This is a genomic window from Paenimyroides marinum (assembly GCF_900108395.1).
In the GTDB taxonomy this organism is placed as follows: domain Bacteria; phylum Bacteroidota; class Bacteroidia; order Flavobacteriales; family Flavobacteriaceae; genus Flavobacterium; species Flavobacterium marinum.
Genome location: NZ_FNXE01000024.1, coordinates 1 through 21,340, shown reverse-complemented (window position 1 = coordinate 21,340; position 21,340 = coordinate 1). Strand labels below are relative to the sequence as shown.

At 36.1% G+C, this 21,340-nt stretch carries 22 protein-coding genes and 1 tRNA gene; 12 read left to right on the top strand and 11 right to left on the bottom strand.

Going from position 1 to position 21,340, the window contains the following annotated elements:
• Position 1: 1 nt before the first annotated feature.
• Positions 2-622: a ribosome biogenesis GTP-binding protein YihA/YsxC gene (gene yihA, locus BLW20_RS08975; RefSeq protein ID WP_091099340.1), complete on the top strand. Its 621-nt coding sequence runs from the start codon at positions 2-4 to the stop codon at positions 620-622.
• Between the two features lie 28 nt (positions 623-650).
• On the opposite strand, the gene BLW20_RS08970 is transcribed toward yihA, so the two are convergent.
• Genes BLW20_RS08970 through BLW20_RS08955 form a run of 4 tightly spaced genes read right to left on the bottom strand, consistent with a single transcriptional unit; the run spans position 651 to position 2,920 of the window.
• On the bottom strand, positions 651-938 hold the full coding sequence (locus BLW20_RS08970; protein ID WP_143037766.1) for a hypothetical protein: 288 nt from the start codon (positions 936-938) through the stop codon (positions 651-653).
• Between the two features lie 60 nt (positions 939-998).
• Positions 999-1,310, bottom strand: a complete 312-nt coding sequence (locus tag BLW20_RS08965) for a hypothetical protein (RefSeq protein ID WP_091099333.1) — start codon at positions 1,308-1,310, stop codon at positions 999-1,001.
• A gap of 37 nt (positions 1,311-1,347) precedes the next feature.
• The gene (locus tag BLW20_RS08960; RefSeq protein ID WP_091099330.1) at positions 1,348-1,644 is read right to left on the bottom strand and encodes a thioredoxin family protein; all 297 of its coding nucleotides are present in this window, start codon (positions 1,642-1,644) and stop codon (positions 1,348-1,350) included.
• Positions 1,645-1,699: 55 nt separating this feature from the next.
• Positions 1,700-2,920 carry a metallophosphoesterase gene (locus tag BLW20_RS08955; protein ID WP_091099326.1) on the bottom strand — a complete coding sequence of 407 codons (1,221 nt, stop codon included), beginning with the start codon at positions 2,918-2,920 and terminating at the stop codon, positions 1,700-1,702.
• Positions 2,921-3,091: 171 nt separating this feature from the next.
• Between BLW20_RS08955 and polA the strand changes: the two genes are divergently transcribed.
• Positions 3,092-5,905 (top strand): DNA polymerase I, encoded by a 2,814-nt coding sequence (polA, locus tag BLW20_RS08950; RefSeq protein ID WP_091099322.1) that lies wholly within the window; start codon positions 3,092-3,094, stop codon positions 5,903-5,905.
• Between the two features lie 42 nt (positions 5,906-5,947).
• Here polA and BLW20_RS08945 read toward each other — a convergent pair whose 3' ends face one another.
• From BLW20_RS08945 to rnhA, 3 genes are all read right to left on the bottom strand, one after another.
• Complete coding sequence (locus tag BLW20_RS08945) at positions 5,948-7,849, bottom strand: amidophosphoribosyltransferase (RefSeq protein WP_091099317.1); 1,902 nt, start codon at positions 7,847-7,849, stop codon at positions 5,948-5,950.
• Between the two features lie 55 nt (positions 7,850-7,904).
• Positions 7,905-8,837: a PfkB family carbohydrate kinase gene (locus tag BLW20_RS08940; RefSeq protein ID WP_091099312.1), complete on the bottom strand. Its 933-nt coding sequence runs from the start codon at positions 8,835-8,837 to the stop codon at positions 7,905-7,907.
• A gap of 80 nt (positions 8,838-8,917) precedes the next feature.
• On the bottom strand, positions 8,918-9,388 hold the full coding sequence (rnhA, locus tag BLW20_RS08935) for a ribonuclease HI (RefSeq protein WP_091099310.1): 471 nt from the start codon (positions 9,386-9,388) through the stop codon (positions 8,918-8,920).
• A 72-nt stretch (positions 9,389-9,460) separates the two neighbouring features.
• Here rnhA and BLW20_RS08930 point away from each other — a divergent pair, with 72 nt between their 5' ends.
• Positions 9,461-9,970 (top strand): hypothetical protein, encoded by a 510-nt coding sequence (locus BLW20_RS08930; protein WP_091099307.1) that lies wholly within the window; start codon positions 9,461-9,463, stop codon positions 9,968-9,970.
• Here the strand turns inward: BLW20_RS08930 and purN are convergent.
• Positions 9,967-10,530 carry a phosphoribosylglycinamide formyltransferase gene (purN, locus tag BLW20_RS08925; RefSeq protein WP_091099303.1) on the bottom strand — a complete coding sequence of 188 codons (564 nt, stop codon included), beginning with the start codon at positions 10,528-10,530 and terminating at the stop codon, positions 9,967-9,969. The genes BLW20_RS08930 and purN overlap by 4 nt on opposite strands.
• Before the next feature lie 190 nt (positions 10,531-10,720).
• Between purN and BLW20_RS08920 the strand changes: the two genes are divergently transcribed.
• From BLW20_RS08920 to pyk, 5 genes are all read left to right on the top strand, one after another.
• A complete protein-coding gene (locus tag BLW20_RS08920; RefSeq protein ID WP_007137004.1) occupies positions 10,721-10,957 on the top strand; it encodes an acyl carrier protein in 237 nt (78 codons plus the stop codon).
• A 162-nt stretch (positions 10,958-11,119) separates the two neighbouring features.
• Positions 11,120-12,373: a beta-ketoacyl-ACP synthase II gene (gene fabF / locus BLW20_RS08915; RefSeq protein WP_091099299.1), complete on the top strand. Its 1,254-nt coding sequence runs from the start codon at positions 11,120-11,122 to the stop codon at positions 12,371-12,373.
• 8 nt (positions 12,374-12,381) lie between these two features.
• Complete coding sequence (gene rnc, locus BLW20_RS08910) at positions 12,382-13,122, top strand: ribonuclease III (protein ID WP_091099296.1); 741 nt, start codon at positions 12,382-12,384, stop codon at positions 13,120-13,122.
• 61 nt (positions 13,123-13,183) lie between these two features.
• Complete coding sequence (locus tag BLW20_RS08905; RefSeq protein ID WP_091099292.1) at positions 13,184-13,702, top strand: IPExxxVDY family protein; 519 nt, start codon at positions 13,184-13,186, stop codon at positions 13,700-13,702.
• Between the two features lies 1 nt (position 13,703).
• Positions 13,704-15,134, top strand: a complete 1,431-nt coding sequence (gene pyk / locus BLW20_RS08900) for a pyruvate kinase (RefSeq protein WP_091099289.1) — start codon at positions 13,704-13,706, stop codon at positions 15,132-15,134.
• Positions 15,135-15,352: 218 nt separating this feature from the next.
• Here pyk and BLW20_RS08895 read toward each other — a convergent pair whose 3' ends face one another.
• Both BLW20_RS08895 and BLW20_RS08890 read right to left on the bottom strand, forming a co-directional pair.
• Complete coding sequence (locus BLW20_RS08895) at positions 15,353-15,958, bottom strand: 50S ribosomal protein L25/general stress protein Ctc (RefSeq protein ID WP_091099286.1); 606 nt, start codon at positions 15,956-15,958, stop codon at positions 15,353-15,355.
• Positions 15,959-15,985: 27 nt separating this feature from the next.
• Positions 15,986-16,927, bottom strand: a complete 942-nt coding sequence (locus BLW20_RS08890) for a ribose-phosphate pyrophosphokinase (RefSeq protein ID WP_091099282.1) — start codon at positions 16,925-16,927, stop codon at positions 15,986-15,988.
• Positions 16,928-17,072: 145 nt separating this feature from the next.
• On the opposite strand from BLW20_RS08890, the gene BLW20_RS08885 reads away from it, so the two are divergent.
• Both BLW20_RS08885 and BLW20_RS08880 read left to right on the top strand, forming a co-directional pair.
• Positions 17,073-17,152: transfer RNA gene (locus BLW20_RS08885), tRNA-Leu, on the top strand.
• Positions 17,153-17,421: 269 nt separating this feature from the next.
• Complete coding sequence (locus tag BLW20_RS08880) at positions 17,422-19,599, top strand: TonB-dependent receptor (protein ID WP_091099279.1); 2,178 nt, start codon at positions 17,422-17,424, stop codon at positions 19,597-19,599.
• A 71-nt stretch (positions 19,600-19,670) separates the two neighbouring features.
• On the opposite strand, the gene BLW20_RS08875 is transcribed toward BLW20_RS08880, so the two are convergent.
• A complete protein-coding gene (locus BLW20_RS08875) occupies positions 19,671-20,096 on the bottom strand; it encodes a Rieske (2Fe-2S) protein (protein WP_091099276.1) in 426 nt (141 codons plus the stop codon).
• 136 nt (positions 20,097-20,232) lie between these two features.
• Here BLW20_RS08875 and greA point away from each other — a divergent pair, with 136 nt between their 5' ends.
• Together greA and BLW20_RS08865 are read left to right on the top strand one after the other, a co-directional pair.
• Entirely contained in the window at positions 20,233-20,709 is a 477-nt protein-coding gene (gene greA, locus BLW20_RS08870) for a transcription elongation factor GreA (protein ID WP_091099272.1), read from the top strand.
• 10 nt (positions 20,710-20,719) lie between these two features.
• On the top strand, positions 20,720-21,106 hold the full coding sequence (locus BLW20_RS08865; protein WP_091099268.1) for an HIT family protein: 387 nt from the start codon (positions 20,720-20,722) through the stop codon (positions 21,104-21,106).
• Positions 21,107-21,340: the final 234 nt, after the last annotated feature.

The following is a 21,340-nucleotide window of genomic DNA, read 5'->3' as shown; positions in this document are numbered from 1 at the left end:
AATGAAGATTAATACGGCTGAATTTGTCATAAGTAATTCGGATGTAAAGAAATGTCCAACAGAACCCATTCCGGAATACGCATTCATCGGACGGTCAAACGTGGGCAAATCTTCATTGATTAATATGCTTACCAATAACAAAAATCTGGCAAAAACATCGAGCAGACCTGGAAAAACTCAGTTGATTAACCATTTTAAGATTAACAGTAATTGGTTTTTGGTCGATCTGCCCGGTTATGGATACGCCAAAGTTTCTAAATCTATCAAAGCCACATTTCAAAAATTTATTACCGAATATTTTGAGAAGCGCGAACAATTGGTAAGTGCTTTTGTTTTGGTGGATATCCGTCACGAAGCGCAAAAAATAGATTTGGAATTTATTAATTATTTGGGCGAAGGCGGCATTCCGTTCAGTATTATTTTTACAAAGGCCGATAAAATAAGCAAAGGCGCTATCCAAAAACACGTTGCCGCATACCAAAAAGCCTTATTGGCAAATGGCTGGGAAGAATTTCCGCAGTTTTTTGTAACCTCTTCAGAAAGTGAATTGGGTAAAGACGAGGTACTAAATTATATAGACCAGATCAATCAGGATATTTTTAAAAATAACAGTTTTGTATAAAAAAAGGTTCTCAAAATGAGAACTTTTTTTAATTATAAATGGTAAATAATAATGTAATAGTTAATACTAAAATGACTAAAGCGATATAGTATTTTTTGTTGAGGTTGACCTTGCTTACCAATGCCATTACTAATATAAATAAAGGCAAAATATAAGTAGCCGCTAAAACAAGTAAAGCACTCATTTCATACAATGCACCTACAACTATGTATTTGTAAACATCAAAATTATGAACGAAGTTCCAGTAAAATAAAATAAAACAGCTTACTATTAAAATTACATTTGCTGCCTTACTGTTTTGTGCGATGTTTTTCATAACCATTAATTAGGAAATTTAATTTATTTGATGTTACGTTTTTTAATGGTAGTCTTTTTATTAAATTTCGTGGTTGTTATTCCGGTCTTGGTATATTTTACGGAATTTTATTTTTTGTAGTTGTCGTTCAATCATTAAATCCGCAATGGTTTCTGAGGGAGGTAAGGGATTTTCGAATAAAGCAGTTTTTAGCTTTTGTTCGTCAATATCTATTCTGTATAGAATATTAATTAGTTTGCTGAAATCGTTTTGAATCAATTGGTCTATTGCAAAAATCAACTGTTTCCGGTTTTCTTCAAAAGAAAACTCTGACAAATAAGGTTGATTTTCCAATAATTGTAAACTCCATTTTAAGGCTTCGTTTTCTTCCATAAAATAAAAGCAGCCTTTACATGAGACTATTGTTTTTTTAATTAAACGCTTTAGCAATCATTACCAACGAGCTTTTATCGGTAATGCCCGATTGTCGCCACACCATTGCACCGTTTTTGTACACCATTAAAGTAGGAGCGGTTTTTATGCGTAATGCTTCAACCAACTCTTGATTTTTTAAAGTGTTAATATTAATAATCGTCAATTTTTCGCCCATTTCCAAAGCTACTTCTTCAATAATCTGTTGCATTTGCTCGCACTCAGGATTGTGTTCGGTAGTAAACTGGATTAAAACCGGAACAGTTGAATTTATTAAATCGCCAAACTTCGACATATATACTTTTTTTCAATCTATACAAAATTATAATTTTTCGGTAATTAACCTTTTATTATTTGTTTTTTTTTAGATGTAGTAAAGTAATTTCGGGCCAAATACCAATTCGTCCTGAATAGGCGTGAAAACCAAATCCACGGTTAACATATATGTACTGGCTTCCTTTTTGATACAAGCCGCCCCATTCGGGATAAATATATTCTGCCGGACTCCATTCTATAAGTTTTGGTATGTTAAAACCAAACTGCATTCCGTGGGTGTGCCCTGATAAAGTCAATTGGTATTTTTGCTGATGGTTCACAATTTCGGCATCCCAATGTGAAGGGTCGTGTGTCATTACTATTTTAAATGCATGTAAAGGAACGTTTTTAGATGTTTCTTTTAAATCACCGGCTTTTTTAAAGTTCACTCCCCAATTTTCAACACCTAATAAATAGATGGAATCATTGCTGTTTTTTATCACTACATTTTCGTTTAAAAGCAATTGAAAACCACTTTTTTCAATATTTTTTTTAATTGCCATAAAGTTTGCTTCTTTGGCAGCTTCGGTATTCCATTTAACATATTCACCGTAGTCATGATTTCCCAAAACGGCATATTTTCCGTATTTAGGCGTTTTGATTTTTTGCAATGTTTCAATCCAGGGATCGGCTTCAGTTGCCAGAGTATTCACAAAATCTCCAGTAAAAAGCAACAAGTCAAAATCTTGTTTGTTAATCATTTCGATGCCTTTCTCAATGGCGGCTTTGTTGTCCCAGCTGCCTACGTGCAAATCTGAAATCTGCAAAATTTTCAGTCCGTCAAAAGCCTCAGGCAGATCGTTAAAAACAATGGTTTCTTCACGTACCTTAAAGTTGTATTTGCCTACAATTACACCGTAAATAATTGTAACAGCAAATAAGGTTGCAGCAGATAAAACAATACGTGTAAGTAATTGGCTTCTTGTGTTTTTTACCAGTTTTTTATAGATGAATTTGTGGCTTGACCAGCGGGTGAACCTATAAATATCTTCAAAGAAAAGCGGAATGCTGATCAGTAGTTTTGGAAGCAGGAAAAGCAGCATTAACGCCATTATATGCATACTTTCAGAGGTTTGCCCAACCGATTTGTCTATCCCTTTATAATATAAGACTAAACTAATGATAATTGTTGCCAATAGTAATAAATAGGCAAAAATAACCGATCGTTTTTTTGTGTATTTATAAAGCAAATGGCAGGTATAAATCTCGCCCAATGCAATAAATATTAAGAATATAGGGAAAATTTTAGCAATCATTCTGTTTTTAGTTTGTACCAAAAGTACATAAGTTTACTTTTTTATCGAATATGGTTTTTAATACTTTAACAATTTTTCAGTTTTAGAAGAAAGTAATGAGTTTTCAAAACACAACTAAAAATGTACAACTCATAACTTTTTCGTACTTTTGAAGTTTAGGAAACAGATACTATGAACCAAAAACGATTATTTCTTTTAGATGCCTACGCACTGATTTTTCGCGGGTATTACGCTTTTATAAAAAATCCCCGAATCAATTCCAAAGGTATGGATACATCGGCGATCATGGGTTTTATGAATTCGTTAATGGATGTTATTAAACGTGAAAAACCCGATTATTTGGCGGTAGCTTTTGATAAAGATGGAAGCCACGCACGCTGTGAGATTTTTCCGGAATATAAGGCAAACCGTGATGAAACGCCCGAGGCTATTAAGATTGCGGTGCCGTACATTCATGAAATTTTAAAGGCAATGCACATTCCCATTATTGAAGTTCCCGGAATTGAAGCCGATGATTTAATTGGAACCTTATCAAAAAAAGCCGAAAAAGAAGGTTTTCAGGTATTTATGGTTACGCCTGATAAAGATTATGCACAGCTGGTTTCTGAAAATATTTTTATGTACCGTCCGGCGCGTATGGGCAACGGTATTGAAATTTGGGGGGTAGATGAAGTAAAAGCTAAATTTGAAATAGAGCATCCGCTACAGGTAATTGATTTCTTGGGAATGATGGGCGATGCCGTTGACAATATTCCAGGGTTGCCCGGAGTGGGTGAAAAAACAGCCAAAAAACTGTTGGCAGAATTCGGTTCATTGGAAAACTTACTGGAAAATACCGATAAGCTCAAAGGAAAAATGAAAGAGAAAATAGAGGCGAATAAAGAAATTGGTTTGCTTTCAAAAAAACTGGCTACCATCTTTTTGGATTGCCCGGTAGAATTTGACGAGGAATTTTTCCGTTTAGATAAACCCGATGTTGAAAAAACAGAAAACATTTTTCAGGAGCTGGAATTTCGCAGGATGAAAGAACAGTTCGATAAGATTTTTGCAGATGGGGCAACGGTCGTTCAACCAACACCTATAGGGAAACAACCTGCCAGACAACAAGAACAATTTTCATTATTTGAAACAGGAGATACCGAAATAAAAATTACCGACGACGGATATTACAAAACCTTATCCAATACCGATCATTTTTATCAGTTGGTAGAGGGGAAATTTGCCGTTCAGTTGTTTGTAAAAACCTTATTGGAGCAAACCGAAGTATGTTTTGATACCGAAACCACAAACATTGATGCTAATTTAGCCGAATTGGTGGGTATGGCATTTTCATACACAAAAGGGTCGGCGTATTATGTTCCGTTTCCTGAAAATCAAACCGAAGCTCAGGAATTGATCGAAGTATTACGTCCGTTTTTAGAAAATGAACACATTGTAAAAATCGGACAGAATTTAAAATATGATATTAAAGTTCTTAAAAACTACAACGTAGAAGTTAAAGGCTTTTTGTTCGATACTATGATTGCCCATTATTTGATCAATCCGGATATGCGGCACAATATGGATGTTTTATCGGAAACCTATTTGCAATATCAGCCAAAACCAATCGAAGAATTGATCGGTAAAAAAGGCAAAGGACAAAAATCTATGCGCGATGTTTCGGTTGAAGATGTTAAGGAATACGCAGGTGAAGATGCCGATGTAACGTATCAGTTAAAAGAAGTTTTCGCTCCGAAGTTAGATCAAAGCAAAACCCGCGAATTGTTTGATAAAATCGAAAGTCCGTTGGTTTCTGTATTGGCTGATATGGAAGCAGAAGGTATCCGGTTAGATGTGGATTACCTAAAAACACTTTCGCTGGAATTGTCAAAGGAAGCTCAAACATTACAAGCAAAAATATACACAACGGCAGGCGAGGAGTTTAATCTGGCATCGCCAAAACAGCTCGGAATCATTTTGTTTGAAAAGCTAAAAATAGGATCGGGTAAAATCAAAAAAACAAAAACAGGTCAGTATGCCACAGGCGAAGAGGTGTTAAGTGACCTGGCAAAAGACAACGAAGTGGTACGCGATATTTTAGAATGGCGACAAATTGTAAAACTTCAAAACACGTATGTAGATGCTTTGCCAACGCAAATCAATCCGAAAACAGGTCGGGTACATACCGATTATATGCAAGCGGTAGCGGCTACAGGACGTTTGAGTTCTAACAATCCCAATTTACAGAATATTCCAATCCGTACAGAACGCGGACAAAAAGTTCGTAAAGCGTTTATTGCGAGAGATGAGCATCACGTATTGGTTTCTGCCGATTACTCACAAATTGAACTGCGTATTATTGCAGCATTGAGTGGAGAACCCAATATGATTGAATCGTTTAAAAAGAACGAAGATATTCACCGTTCCACAGCCGCTAAGGTTTTTAATGTAGCGCTAGATGAGGTAAACCGTGAACAGCGAAGCAATGCCAAAACAGTAAACTTTGGAATTATTTACGGTGTTTCAGCTTTTGGATTGAGCCAGCAAACAAGCTTAACCCGCTCAGAAAGCAAAGAATTGATTGATACCTATTATGCAACCTACCCTAAATTACGAGATTATATTGATAACCAAATTGCGTTTGCACGAGAATATGGTTATGTACAAACGGTTTCGGGGCGTCGCAGGTATTTAAAAGACATTAATTCGCAAAACGCGGTAGTTAGGGGAGGAGCAGAGCGAAATGCCGTAAACGCTCCCATACAGGGATCGGCTGCCGATATCATTAAAATTGCAATGATTAACATTCATAACCGATTGATAAAAGAAAATTTGCAAACCAAAATGTTGTTGCAGGTACATGATGAGTTGGTCTTTGATATTCCAAAAACAGAACTGGTAATCGTTAAACCAATCATTAAAGAAGAAATGGAAAATGCCTTTCAGTTAGCTGTTCCGTTAGTAGTGGAAATAGGCGAGGGCACTAATTGGTTAGATGCACATTAATAAAAAAACGCTGTTGAATTTCAACAGCGTTTTTTTATTTTATCAATAAGCTCTTGCGTCTTTACCTTCAACAAAGTTCATAAATGCACGGTTTACCACTCTGTTTCCTCCGGCAGTTGGATAATTTCCGGTAAAATACCAGTCGCCTAAATTATCAGGGCACGATATATGAAGGTTCTCAACCGTTTGAAACATCACTTTTAAATCGGCTTTTACTGTTTCAGGATGAAGCATTTCTGATATTTTATCAGAAATTTCCTCATCGGTAAACGGTGCGTAAATTTCTTTTACATAATTAATTACTTCTTCATCGGGCAAATGCTCCTGCGCTTTACATTTTGCATAAACTTCATCAATGATATGATACATATTGCGGTCTTTCAGCAATTCTAAAGTCGCATTAAAAGCAATTAATGTTTCCATTTTTGCCATATCAATTCCATAACAGTCCGGGTAACGGATTTGTGGTGCCGATGAAACTACGATGATTTTTTTAGGGGTTAATCGATCCAGCATCTTAACGATTGATTTTTTCAACGTTGTTCCGCGAACAATACTATCATCAATTACCACCAAAGTATCCGTAGGTTTTACAACACCATATGTAACATCGTACACGTGTTCCACCATATCGTCGCGGTTGCTGTCATCGGTAATAAATGTACGAAGCTTCGCATCTTTTATGGTGATTTTTTCTGAACGAATGGTTTTTGAAAGAATTTCCTGTAATTTTTCAGGTGTTAAATGTTCTTTTTCAGCTAAAATTCGCTCTTGTTTTTGTTGATTCAGGATATCCTGAGCCCCTTCAACCATACCAAAATAAGAAACTTCAGCTGTATTGGGAATATATGAAAAAACCGTATTTTCCAAATCGCCTTTTAATTCATCTAAAATTAAAGGCATCATGGTTCTGCCTAACATTTTACGTTCCTGGTAGATCGATGCATCGTTTCCGCGCGAAAAGTAAATACGTTCAAACGAACAGGCTTTTCTTTCCAACGGATCTAAAATCTGTTCAAAAGAAACACTTCCGTTCTTTTTAATAATGATTGCCTTGCCGGGATCTAATTCCTTGATTTCTTCAAAAGGAACGTTAAAGGCAGTTTGAATCACCGGGCGTTCTGATGCTACTACAACAATTTCATCGTCTTCATAATAAAATGCCGGACGAATTCCTGCCGGATCACGCAACACAAAAGCATCTCCATGCCCCAGCATACCTGCCATTGCAAAACCACCGTCCCAGTTTTTAGAAGCGCGGCGAAGAATACGTGCTACATCTATACGCTCACCAATTACAGGCGAAGCGTCTTTTTTAGATAATCCTTCGGTATCGCGTAAGTTATAGTATAGTTCTTCTACTTCGTCGTCTAAAAAATGACCTATTTTTTCCATTACCGTTACGGTATCAGCCATTTCTTTAGGGTGCTGTCCTAAACGAACCAAATCATCAAACAAAACCTTTACGTTGGTTAGGTTAAAGTTTCCGGCTACAATAAGGTTGCGGTGCATCCAGTTGTTCTGACGTAAAAACGGATGTACGCTTTCTATGTTGTTCTTGCCAAAAGTACCGTAACGAACGTGTCCCAGATATACTTCGCCCAAATAAGGGATTTCTTTTTTCTGTGCATCGATATCGTTTGCCAATTCCGGACGATCTTCTAATTCTTCATTAATTCTTGCGTTTATCTGCGAAAAAATATCCTGAATGGGAGAGGTTTTGTTGGATCTTACACGGCTTATGTACCGTTCGCCAGGTTCCATATCCAGTTTAATGCTTGCTAATCCGGCACCGTCTTGTCCGCGGTTGTGCTGTTTTTCTAATAGCAGATACATTTTTTGAATGGCGTAAAAGCTTGTTCCGTATTTTTCTTTATAAAAAGACAACGGTTTTTTTAATCTTAAAAGTGCAATGCCGCATTCGTGTTTTATAGCGTCGCTCATAGTTGTTGTGTGTTGTTGTTTAGCCAAAAAAAGCCCGTAATAAGGGCTTTAGTTTTTATTGTGTTAGTTCTATATCGAACTGGGTTAACATTTTAAATTGCTGTAAACGTGTGTTTACTTCTTCTTTTTCTAATTGTTCCATACGTTGTGTTCCGAATTTTTCAACACAGAACGATGCCAGATTGGAACCGTGTATAATGGCGTTTTTCATGTTGTTGAACGAAACATTGCCTTGCTGTGCCATATAACCTGAGAAACCACCCGCAAAGGTATCGCCGGCACCGGTTGGATCAAACACTTCTTTCAATGGTAATGCCGGAGCAAAAAACACCTGATTGTCGTTAAAAAGCAATGCACCGTGTTCACCTTTTTTAATAACTACATATTCTGGTCCCATGGTATGAATAATTTCAGCAGCTTTTACCAACGAATATTCGCCTGAAAGCTGACGGGCTTCTTCATCGTTCACTGTTAGAACATCTATACGTTTTAAAACTTGTTTTAGTTCTTCTAAAGCACAGTCCATCCAGAAGTTCATGGTGTCTAAAACCACTAATTTGGGTTGGGCGGTTAATTGATCTAAAACACTGATTTGAATGTTTGGATGCAGATTTCCCAACATAATCACTTCGGCATCTTTAAAATTCTGCGGAACAACCGGATTAAAATCTGCCAGAACATTTAATTGTGTATCTAAGGTATCTCGTGAATTTAAATCGTTGTGGTACAATCCGCTCCAAAAAAACGTTTTCCCGCCTTTTACGATTTCGATACCCGAAATATCAATGTTTTTGCTTGATAACAAATCTAAATATTCTTGTGGAAAATCATCTCCAACTACGGAAACAATTGCAGAATCTACATTGTTAAAGTGTGCCGCCGATAGCCCAATGTAAGTTGCGGCACCACCTAAAATTTTGTCGGTTTTGCCAAAAGGGGTTTCAATTGCATCAAAAGCAACTGTTCCTACAATCAATAACTTACTCATATAGTTGTTTGTAAATGGAGATGCAAAGATAATACGAAACCAACTAATACGCAAACACGTTTGTTATTCATTAACATAGATTAATTTTCATTTTCTTCGTACCCCTCGTCTATTAAAAGTTTGTTTTGTTTTGATGCTTCAACTGCCAGGAAATCGCATCTTTCGTTCATTGGGTGGTTGTTATGCCCTTTGATCCACTGAAATTTTACTTGATGTTTGCGGTAGATCTTTAAAAATCTGATCCATAAATCGGGATTTTTTTTACCTGCAAAGCCTTTCTTTTCCCAGCCAAAAACCCAGCCTTTTGTAACCGAATCTACTACATATTTAGAATCTGAAACGACCAAAACCTTTAAATTGTCTTTTGTTAAAGCTTCTAAACCAACAATTACAGCCAGTAATTCCATACGGTTATTGGTTGTTTTTTTATAACCTTGCGACAATTCTTTGAAATGATTGGTATTGTTTAAATGAAGTATTACACCATAGCCGCCCGGACCGGGATTTCCGCGTGATGAACCATCGGTATATAAAAGGATTTCTGGTTGCATATTGTTTTAATTTCGACAAAAATACGATTCTATTTTGGCATTTTTTTTGATAGGTTTGATAAAAATTTCTTTATGAAAATACTACTTCCGCTTTTATTTATTTTTGTATTTACGAAAAGTAACGCACAATACTTACAGAACGATACCATTTATTTTGATATTCCAAACGATACCCTTGCACGACTTTGGGATAGTAAAGACTACAACCACACAGATATTGATCTAAAAAACAAAGCAATCATTAACGATTATTACGTTTTTGAAAACGATATTATTTTTGCAGTTGATGATTCGCTTTCGTTTGAAATTGGCAGTTACGACAAAAGAAATTTATATTTTGACAAACATTATAAATTATCAAAACCTTTATTTAACCGAATAGAAATTACTGAGATTGAAAGCAAAAAATCGGCTAAAGTGCGTACCAAAGCTGATCATATTATTTTTGAAGATCCACACAATATGTTAACCGATGTTATTAAACTGTGGTTAAGCGAAAAGTGCATTCGCCGTTTACTAAACCGTGAAGAAGCAGAGGGTTTTATTAGCGAAATATTTATAGGTGTGGGGTCATCTCTTTAATCGCTCAATAATTTTTCAATTACTTTCGGGAAATGTTCATATTCTAACTGATGTACTTTTTGGGCAACATCATCCGGTGTGTCATTTTCAGCTACTGAAGTTTTTGCCTGAAAAATAACAGCTCCTTCATCATATAATTCGCTAACATAATGAATGCTGATGCCTGTTTCTGTTTCATTATTGGCAACCACCGCTTCGTGAACAAAACTGCCGTACATTCCTTTTCCGCCATATTTTGGCAGCAACGCAGGGTGAATGTTGATGATTTTGTTCGGGAACTGTTGAACAATACCGGCAGGAAATAACAATAAATACCCCGCTAACACAATTAAATCAGGATTTAATTCGAGTAATCTTTTTTCTAACACCCCTTCGTCATTTTGTTTTTTAGTGATGATTTCTGCAGTAACACCAAGTTTTTTTGCACGCTCTAAAACAAAAGCGTCTTTTTTATTCGTAATAATATGAAATTGATGTAAAATATTTTTTTTTCTAAAATATCCAATAATATTTTCGGCGTTGCTGCCCGATCCTGACGCTAGTATAACAATGTTTTTCATATAATTACAAGAAAATTTATTTGAATTTTGATTTTGAATTCGTAATTTAACCACCACAAAAGTCGAAAAAAATATTCATTTAAAGATTATTTTTTTAACTTCGCAGTTACAAAAACAATTAAATGTGTGGTAATAAGCGAAAGTTTTATATTTTTGCCACATCAATTAAACTTAAAAAATAGAAAAGATTATGTCAGACATTGCATCAAGAGTAAAAGCAATTATCGTTGACAAATTAGGAGTTGACGAAAACGAAGTTGTAACAGAAGCAAGCTTCACAAATGATTTAGGAGCTGATTCATTAGACACTGTTGAGCTTATTATGGAGTTTGAGAAAGAATTTGATATTCAAATTCCAGACGATCAGGCTGAAAACATTGCTACTGTTGGTCAAGCTATCTCTTACATCGAAGAGGCTAAAAAATAATAACTAATAAGCCTGCGTAACAATAATGTTACGCGGGTGTTATTATTTCCTTTTTTAAGTTAAGATTAAAATTTTAGATTTAAAATCTATAAAATATAGCAACCCAATGTTTCGTTTTTTTTTGAAACTTGGGTTTTACTATTTTAATTAAAATATACTTATATGAATTTAAAGCGAGTTGTTGTTACTGGTTTAGGTGCCCTGACTCCTATTGGAAATAACGTTGCTGAATATTGGAACGGACTTATTAATGGAGTAAGTGGCGCGGCACCAATTACCCATTTTGATGCTTCTAACTTTAAAACACAGTTTGCCTGTGAGGTAAAGAACTTTAATGTCGAGGATTTTATCGATAGAAAAGAGGCAAGAAAAATGGACAGATATACCCAATACGCTATGGTTACTGCAACCGAAGCAATGGAAGATGCTAAATTTGATCTGGAAAAAATCAATTTAGACAGAGCCGGTGTTATCTGGGGTTCCGGAATAGGTGGTTTACAAACTTTTCAGGACGAAGTGACCAGTTTTAACGAAGGAAACGGTACACCAAAATTCAACCCGTTCTTTATTCCTAAAATGATTGCCGATATTGCCGGTGGATTAATTTCTATGAAATTCGGTTTGCGCGGACCCAACTTTACAACGGTTTCTGCCTGTGCATCATCAACCAATGCCATTATCGATGCGTTTAATTACATTCGTTTAGGTATGGCCGATGTTATTGTAACCGGTGGATCTGAAGCAGCTGTTACCATTGCAGGTATCGGTGGGTTTAACGCCATGCACGCCTTATCAACAAGAAACGACGATCCCAAAACAGCTTCCAGACCAATGGACAAAGGGCGTGACGGATTTGTTTTAGGCGAAGGTGCCGGTGCATTAGTATTAGAAGAGTACGAACACGCTGTAGCTCGTGGAGCAAAGATCTATTGTGAAATTGGCGGTGGCGGTATGTCGGCAGACGCACACCACATTACAGCGCCACATCCTGAAGGCTTAGGTGCTAAAAACGTAATGTTAAACTGCTTACAAGATGCCGGATTGAAACCAACCGATGTAGATGGCGTAAATATGCACGGAACATCAACACCATTGGGAGATATTGCAGAGTCTAAAGCCATTTTAGAAGTTTTTGGAGAACACGCTTATACAATGAACCTAAACTCAACAAAGTCTATGACTGGACATTTATTAGGTGCAACAGGTGCTATTGAGGCAATTTCTTGTATTTTAGCAATTGAACACGGTGTGATTCCGCCAACAATTAACCATTTTACCGATGATGAAAATATCGATCCAAAATTAAACTTCACTTTTAATACGGCTCAAAAACGAGATGTGAATGTTTTAATGAGTAACACGTTTGGTTTTGGAGGACACAACGCTTGTGTTTTAGTAAAAAAACTAGAGAAGTAATAAGCATTATGAACTGGCTAAAAAAAATATTCATAAAAAAATCCCCTATTAAAAATAGTGGGATTTTTTGTTCTGAAATTTCAAGAATTATTGGATATAAGCCAAATAACACCCCTCTTTTTGAGTCGGCATTTACACACCGGTCGTTAAATAAAACCATAAACGGCGAAGTGGTAAATTATGAACGTTTAGAATTTTTAGGCGATGCCATTTTGGGTTCGGTCATTGCAGCCTTTCTATATAAAAATGCACCGATGGGAGATGAAGGGTATTTAACCCAAATGCGTTCAAAAATTGTAAACAGAGCTTATTTAAACAGCATTGGAAAAAAATTGCAACTCATAAAATTCATCCGCTCAAAAACTAAAATTTCTAACTTTGGCGAGAATATTTACGGCAATTTGTTAGAAGCTTTAATTGGTGCCATTTACATTGATGCCGGATTTACAGCTTGTGAAAAATTTATCTACCAAAATATCCTGATTGATTTTAAGGATTTAGAATATCTGGAAAATAAAATATCAAGCTACAAGAGTTTGTTTATTGAATACTGCCAGAAACACAAATGCGATTTCAAATTTGAAAATTGTGACGACAACGGAAAAGATCCTGTAAAACATTTTTGTGTAAAACTTCACTTTAACCACGCTGTGATTTCGCGCGCACGTGCAACCAGCAAAAAAAAGGCAGAAGAAAAAGCGGCACAACGTGCCTATTTCGTTCTGCAAAATCAAATAGAGCATCATTAAAAAATGATTAAATATTTGGTTTAACTTATTAAGTCTGTTTATATTTTGTATTTTTGTTAAAATGACACTACAGAGAAAAAATACAAACGAAATAATCTATAAATTAGATGATATGAGCGACTGCAATGAGGATATTGTCTTGGTTGCCATAAAATCTAATATGCCCGATTATAAAATGGCTTACTGTTTAAACCGATCTTTAGGTGTTCATTTTCATAAAGTAAGTCCGGAAATTTCGCTGACAGATAACGGAACGGCTTTTTTTAGAAGTTTTAAATACGAAGACCAAAAAAATCATTTGATATGGCGGTTGTTTGAAAACAAATCAAATTTTTCTGAAAATAATGAAGATGTCAATCATTCGTTGTTTCATACAGATGATGAAGTGTTTAATGCAACAAATTATCTGATTCCGGAATGGAAAAACATTGATTTTTTTATGTTGATCGAAAATGCCGACTTGTTATTTAATACCGATGAATTATTGGAAAAGCTTCAAAATATAAAGAACATATCTACGCAGTTTATTGTTGATATGGATTCTTTAAGTATAAAATCACAAAAAAATTTAATTTTTTAATATGTTACCAAGAAAGAAAACAAAAATAGTTGCGACCTTAGGTCCGGCTTGCAGCACCAAAGAGATAATTAAACAAATGATTGAGAGCGGTGTGAATGTTTTTAGGATCAATTTTTCACATGCAGATTATTTTGATATCGAAGATAAAGTAAAGATCATTCGTGAATTAAATGAGGAGTTTAATTATAACACATCTATATTAGCCGATTTACAAGGTCCCAAATTGCGCGTAGGCGTAATGAAAAATGAAGTGGTTCTTAAAAAAGGCGATATCATTACCTTTTCTACCAAAGAAGAATTTTTAGGAACAGCCGAAAAGGTTTACATGACGTACAAAAGCTTTCCGCAAGATGTAAATCCGGGAGAAACCATTTTATTAGACGACGGCAAACTTATCTTTACCGTGCTTGACACAGATGGGGAACACGAAGTAAGAGCCATGGTTGTTCAGGGCGGTCCTTTAAAATCAAAAAAAGGAGTTAACTTACCAAACACCAAAGTGTCGCTACCGGCATTGACCGAAAAAGATATTAAAGACGCCATTTTTGCCGTTAAATTAAGCGTTGACTGGATTGCTTTGTCTTTTGTGAGAACTCCTGAAGATTTAGAAGATTTACGTTTGTTAATTGAAGAACACAGCGATCACAAAATTCCTATTATTGCGAAAATCGAAAAACCGGAAGCAGTTGCAAACATCAACAAAATTGTTTCGCATTGCGACGGATTAATGGTTGCCCGTGGTGATTTGGGTGTTGAAATTCCTGCACAAGAAGTTCCGTTAATTCAAAAACAATTGGTGCACAAAGCAAAATACGCGCGTATTCCGGTTATTATTGCCACGCAAATGATGGAAACCATGATTACCAGCTTAACGCCAACCCGTGCCGAAGTAAACGACGTAGCAAACTCGGTCATGGACGGCGCCGATGCAGTGATGTTATCTGGCGAAACATCGGTAGGTAATTATCCGGTTCAGGTAATCGAAAAAATGACGCAAATCATTAACAGCGTTGAAAATTCTGATTTAATTAAATTGCCTGTTAATGATCCTAAAATTAAGACGAAGCGTTTTATTACCAAATCAATCTGTTACCACGCGGCTATTATGGCGAATGATATTGAAGCAAAAGTTATCAATACGCTCACCAATTCGGGTTATACCGCTTTCCAGATTTCAGCCTGGAGACCTAATGCGCATATTTTAGCATATACATCCAACAAACACATGTTAACACAGTTGAGTTTGCTTTGGGGTGTTACCGCTTTTTGGTACGATAAATACGAAAGTACCGATATTACTATTGAAGATATTAACCAAATGGCAAAAGACAATAATTATGTAACTACTGGCGACTACACCATTAACTTGGCTTCGATGCCTTTGATCGAAAAAGGTATGGTAAATACTATTCGTGTTTCTGAGATTGAGTAGAGAAAAATAATTTAAAAAAAAGACCATTCTTTATCGGAGTGGTCTTTTTTTATGCAAAAGGGGACTGTAGCCTCTTGGTTGGGACTCTTTTTTTTCAAAACAAAAAGCGATGGCGGAAAGCCCGACCGTTCCGATAACTATAAGGGGTTACCCCAAATTATAAAAAACAGAAAAGCCCCGAATAAATCGAGGCTTTTGTTTTGTATAAAAAGAATAAATTATTTTTTCTTTTTTGCTCCGCCTTTTTCTGCTTTTGCAGCTTCCTGAGCAGCTTTCATAGCCGCACGAGAGATACGTACTTGAGCAACCACAGTGTTGTCTGGGTGCAACAATTTAAAGTTGTTTGTTGGCACTTTAGTAACGTATAATTTGTTACCCATTTCTAAATCGGTAATGTCAGCCTCTACGAAATCAGGTAAGTTAGCCGGTAAAGCACGTACTTTTAATTTACGTTGGTTTAAACGTAACACACCACCTGCCATAACACCTTTAGAGTTACCTACAACTTTTACAGGTACTTCCATCGTAATTTCTTTATCAGCTTGTAATTGGTAGAAATCGATGTGTAAAATTTTGTCAGATACCGGATCAAACTGGATATCTTGTAAAATACAGTCGATTGTTTTTTCACCTAAATCAACAGCAACTGTGTGTACGTTTGGAGTGTACACTAAGCTTTTAAATGCTTTTTCCTCAGCTGTAAAATGTACTGGTTGTTCTCCTCCGTAAACTACGCAAGGAACCAATCCAGCATTACGTGCGGCTTTAGTGGCTACTTTACCCACGCTTTCTCTTTCTTGTCCTTTAATTGAAATTGATTTCATTTTAAATATATAAAAATTAATAAAAAATTACATGATAAATTTATCACTGATCGATGTGTTGTTCTGAACCATGTGCATTACATCTGCAAATAATTCTGAACAGCTTAACACACGGATTTTACTGCTTTGTTTTTTTAACGGAATAGAATCGGTTACGATTAATTCTGTCAATGATGAATTTTCGATTTTCTCGTATGCTCCACCAGATAAAATAGGATGCGTACAAATCGCACGAACGCTTAATGCACCGCGTTCCATCATAACATCGGCAGCTTTTGCCAATGTTCCTCCGGTATCGATCATGTCATCTACTAAAATAACGTTTCTGCCCTGTACATCTCCAATTAATTCCATAGTGTCGATTACGTTGGCTTTTTTGCGTTGTTTGTAACAAACCACTACTTCTGAATGCAGATATTTTGCATACGCATACGCCCGTTTTGAACCACCCATATCAGGTGATGCAATGGTTAGATTTTCTAACCCTAATGATTCAACGTACGGTAAAAAGATGGTCGATGCATATAAATGATCAACCGGTTTTTCAAAGAATCCTTGAATTTGGTCTGCATGTAAATCCATAGTCATTACACGGGTTGCACCGGCAGTTTCCAACATTTTAGCGACTAATTTTGCACCTATCGGTACACGCGGTTTGTCTTTACGGTCTTGACGTGCCCACCCAAAATAAGGTATTACCGCGGTAATGTGACGTGCAGATGCTCGTTTGGCAGCATCACACATTAATAATAATTCCATTAAATTATCGGCACTTGGAAAAGTAGAGCAGATTAAAAATACCCGCAATCCACGGATAGATTCTTCAAAAGAAGGTTGAAATTCTCCATCGCTATAATGTGAAAAGGTAACATTACCTAATTCCACACCATAGTGTTTAGCGATCTTCTCTGCTAATTCTTTACTTTGTGAACATGCAAATACTTTTGCTTCGGGTTCAAAGTAACTCATTATTGCTTAATTTAATAGTTATTATTGTTTGTTGTATTGTGGGTGCAAATTTAAAAATAATTTTAAAGCTATTGTATTTTTTTTTAAATTTTATTTGTTTTAAAAAAATTTGTATTTACATTTGCACTCACAATTTCAAGCAAAAGCCTGAGTGGCGGAATTGGTAGACGCGCACGACTCAAACTCGTGTTCTTCGGAGTGTGGGTTCGATTCCCACCTCAGGTACATAAAACACCTTGTAACTTATTGATTACGAGGTGTTTTTATTTTTGCTCTTTAAGTTATAAATATAAATTATTGTTTTATCTTTGCCCTGTCTCAAAGGGGTGCCTTTCGGCTGAGATCATACCCGTAGAACCTGGGCAGGTAATGCTGCCAAGGGAAATGAACAAATTACTTTATGAGTGCATACATAAATAGTTGTTCATAGCGAAAATATTTTTATTAATCACAACAAAATAATGACCCCTTTTATTTGTAAATATATTTTACGAATGAAATTCAATTTTTTGTTAACCGGACTCTGCTTGTCTTCGTTGTCTATACAGGCACAAATTGCTAATGAAGTACAAAAGGATACAATTACATCAGAGGTTTTAGACGAGGTTTTGGTGCAAGCTGTTCGAGCGAACAGTAAAACACCTGTTGCATTTAGCAATCTCAACAAAAAAGAACTGGCAAAACGCAATCTTGGTCAGGATATTCCTGTTTTAATGAACTTTATGCCGTCGGTTGTAACTACCACCGATGCAGGAAACGGCGTGGGATATACCGGAATTCGAGTGCGTGGGAGCGATGGAACACGCGTAAATGTAACCATAAACGGTATTCCGTATAATGATGCTGAATCACATGGAAGTTTCTGGGTCAATATGCCCGATTTTGTCTCAAGTGTTGAAAACCTGCAGTTGCAACGCGGTGTGGGTACATCAACCAATGGTTCCGGTGCTTTTGGAGCGAGTTTAAATTTATTGACCGATGCTTATTCTTACGATGCGAACGGAGAAATATCTAATTCGTTCGGAAGTTTCAATACCCGTAAGCACACCGTGAAATTTTCTACCGGATTGGTCAATAACACTTTTGAATTAACCGGAAGATTATCCAATCTGTATTCAGATGGTTACATTGATCGTGCTTCCTCCAAATTACATTCTTATTTTTTACAGGGGACTTTTGTGAACGAAGGAACGTTGTTAAAAGCTTTGGTCTTTGGTGGGAACGAAAAAACATATCAGGCATGGAATGGGTTAGAAGAGAGTGATATTACAAAGTACGGACGCCGTTTTAATACATCGGGAATGTATTTTGATAATGACGGAAAAATGCAGTTTTACAATAACGAAACCGATAATTACAAACAAGACCACTACCAGTTACATTGGAACGAAAAGTGGAATGAATATTGGAATACCAGTATTGCCGTGCATTACACCAAAGGTTTCGGATATTATGAAAACTATAAAGCAGACGAAGATTTAGCAGATTACAATATTACACCGGTTGAAGTAAATGGAGAAACACAGGACAAATCAGACATGATCCGCAGAAAATATTTAGACAATCAGTTCTACGGAATTACTTTTTCGGCACAATACATTAAAAATAATTTAGAATTATTGTTCGGTGGTGCTGCAAACACGTACGATGGCGATCATTTTGGCGAGGTATTATGGATAAGATCACAGCCTCAAAGTACATTTCCACAGGAATATTACCGTGACAATTCTACTAAAAATGACATAAACGGTTATGCAAAAGCAACCTATACAGTTAACGACCAATGGATTTTCTATAGCGATCTTCAATTGCGAAACGTATCTTACAAAGCCAATGGCAACGATACAGGCTTGGTAAACGATACGTTTAATTTCTTTAATCCGAAAGCGGGATTAACCTATAAAATCAACCCGAACAATCAGACTTATTTCTCGTATGCCCGTGCACATCGCGAACCCAACCGAACCGATTACGAAAACGGTAACCCAAAACCTGAAAAGTTAAACGATTTTGAAATAGGGTGGCGTTACGCGTCAGAAAAATTGTCATTAAACGTAAACGGATATTATATGTTGTACAAAGACCAGTTGGTTTTAACAGGTGCATTGAACGATGTTGGGGCAGCTATTCGGGAAAATAGTGGAGATAGCTATCGTTTAGGTTTGGAAATCGACGGGACGTGGCAATTTGCAAAAAAATGGCAAATTAATCCAAGTGTTACGTTAAGCTCTAATAAAAATAGTGATTACAAGGCACAAATTAACGGAGAGATGGTTAGTTTAGGAGATACCAATATTTCGTTTTCGCCCAATGTAATCGTAGGGAATGCTTTGACTTTCAATCCGGTTAATCAGTTAAATATTTCATGGTTAACCAAATTTGTTGGCGAACAATACATGGGGAATACCGATTCTGATGCTTCAAAATTAGATTCGTATTTTACAAACGACATCAGTATCAACTATGAAATCCCCTTGACGAAATGGTTTAAGAGTATTACGTTCAACGTGCTGGCAAACAACATTTTCAACGTGAAATACATATCTAACGGATTTTATTACACCTATGATGATGATTATTCTGTACCGGGAACCATTATAACCAAAGATGGAGCTGGTTATTATCCGCAAGCACAGTTTAATATTTTGGGCGGAGTTTCGCTGAAGTTTTAAATTTTTATTTATGCTGTTTTATAAACCCCCGATGAGTTTTAAAATTCGTCGGGGTTTCTGTTTGTAGAAATTCAATTATAAATCGTAATCATATTGCCACTTTGGCTTACGCGATATTCTTTTAACGGATATTGTGCATCGGTAGTCGCCAGCCCTAAATACAGATTGTAAACCAATGCGTCAGAACAATTACATTTTGCTTCAATCCCTTCTAATGTTAATTTAGAACAAGAGCTGATTCCGTGATTGGCACAAGTAGCTTCAAAAGCCCTGATGCCCGTTCCGGTGTTTATTACTAAAATTCCGTTTATTCCGTACCCGCCAATATAAATGGCGTTTCCCGGATAATTTAAGGTGTTGTAAGTAGGTAATGATGTATTAATAGGAACGTTTACCGCCATTTCAGGCAAATAAGGGTTTTGGTTGTTCCAATCGTCTTTAGAACAAGAAATTAAAACAACTGCGCTACATATAATCAAGGTGATAAACTTTTTCATTATAAAACATTTGGAAAACAAATTTAATTAATTAACTTTGACTAAATAATCAAAGCGAAAAATATTAACAAATAAACGCATAAGAACAAAATCCCGTTTGTATGGGATTTTTTCTGTTTTATAAATTGAATTGAAAATGAGTAACGTATCATATTACACGGCAGAGGGATTAAAAAAATTAAGAGACGAAATTGAATTTCTAAAAAGCGTTGAACGTCCAAAGGCGTCGCAGGCAATTGCAGACGCACGTGATAAAGGCGATTTATCTGAAAATGCAGAATACGATGCAGCCAAAGAAGCACAAGGCTTGTTAGAATTGAAAATTGCTAAAATGGAAGAAGTTTTGGCAAATGCCCGTTTAATTGATGAGTCGCAGTTGGATACATCAAAAGTATTGGTGCTTTCTACGGTTCGCATTAAAAATAAGGTAAACGGAATGGAATTGACCTATAAATTGGTTGCAGAAAGTGAAGCGGATTTGAAATCGGGAAAAATCTCGGTTACATCTCCTATTGGGAAAGGTTTGTTGGGTAAATCTGTAGGTGAGATTGCAGAAATCAGCGTACCAAACGGAACATTAAAATTTGAAATTTTAGAAATCAGCAGAGACTAAACTTTACGTTATGAGTATTTTTACTAAAATTATCAGCGGAGAAATTCCATCGTACAAAATAGCAGAAGACGATGAGTTCATTGCCTTTTTAGATATCAATCCCAATACAAAAGGACACACGCTGTGTGTACCTAAAAAAGAAGTAGATAAAATCTTTGATTTGGATAAAGATTTATACAATAGATTGATGGATTTTTCTTATGATGTTGCTAAAGCCATTGAAAAGGCTATTCCGTGCAAGCGCATAGGGATGTCGGTTGTTGGATTAGAAGTGCCACACGTACACGTACACCTGATTCCGTTACACGACATGGATGATATCAGATTTCAGAGAAAAACATCATTAACACCACAAGAATTTGAGACAACTGCAAAGCAAATCGCAGCTAATTTATAGAAAGAGGCTGTCTAAAAAGTCACAAAACGCAAAAATCCCGAAAATTTTCGGGATTTTTTTTGTGTTTATACACTCAAAATATGTATCTTGAGCTCGTATGATAAACAAGTCAAAAATACGCTTTAAGTCGCTACCAGCCAATAGTCCAAGTCTTTTTTCTGAAGATATTTTTAATAAAATTCCTCAAAACCATCCCGTTCGATTGGTTAACGAAGTAGTCAACCAATTAAATAT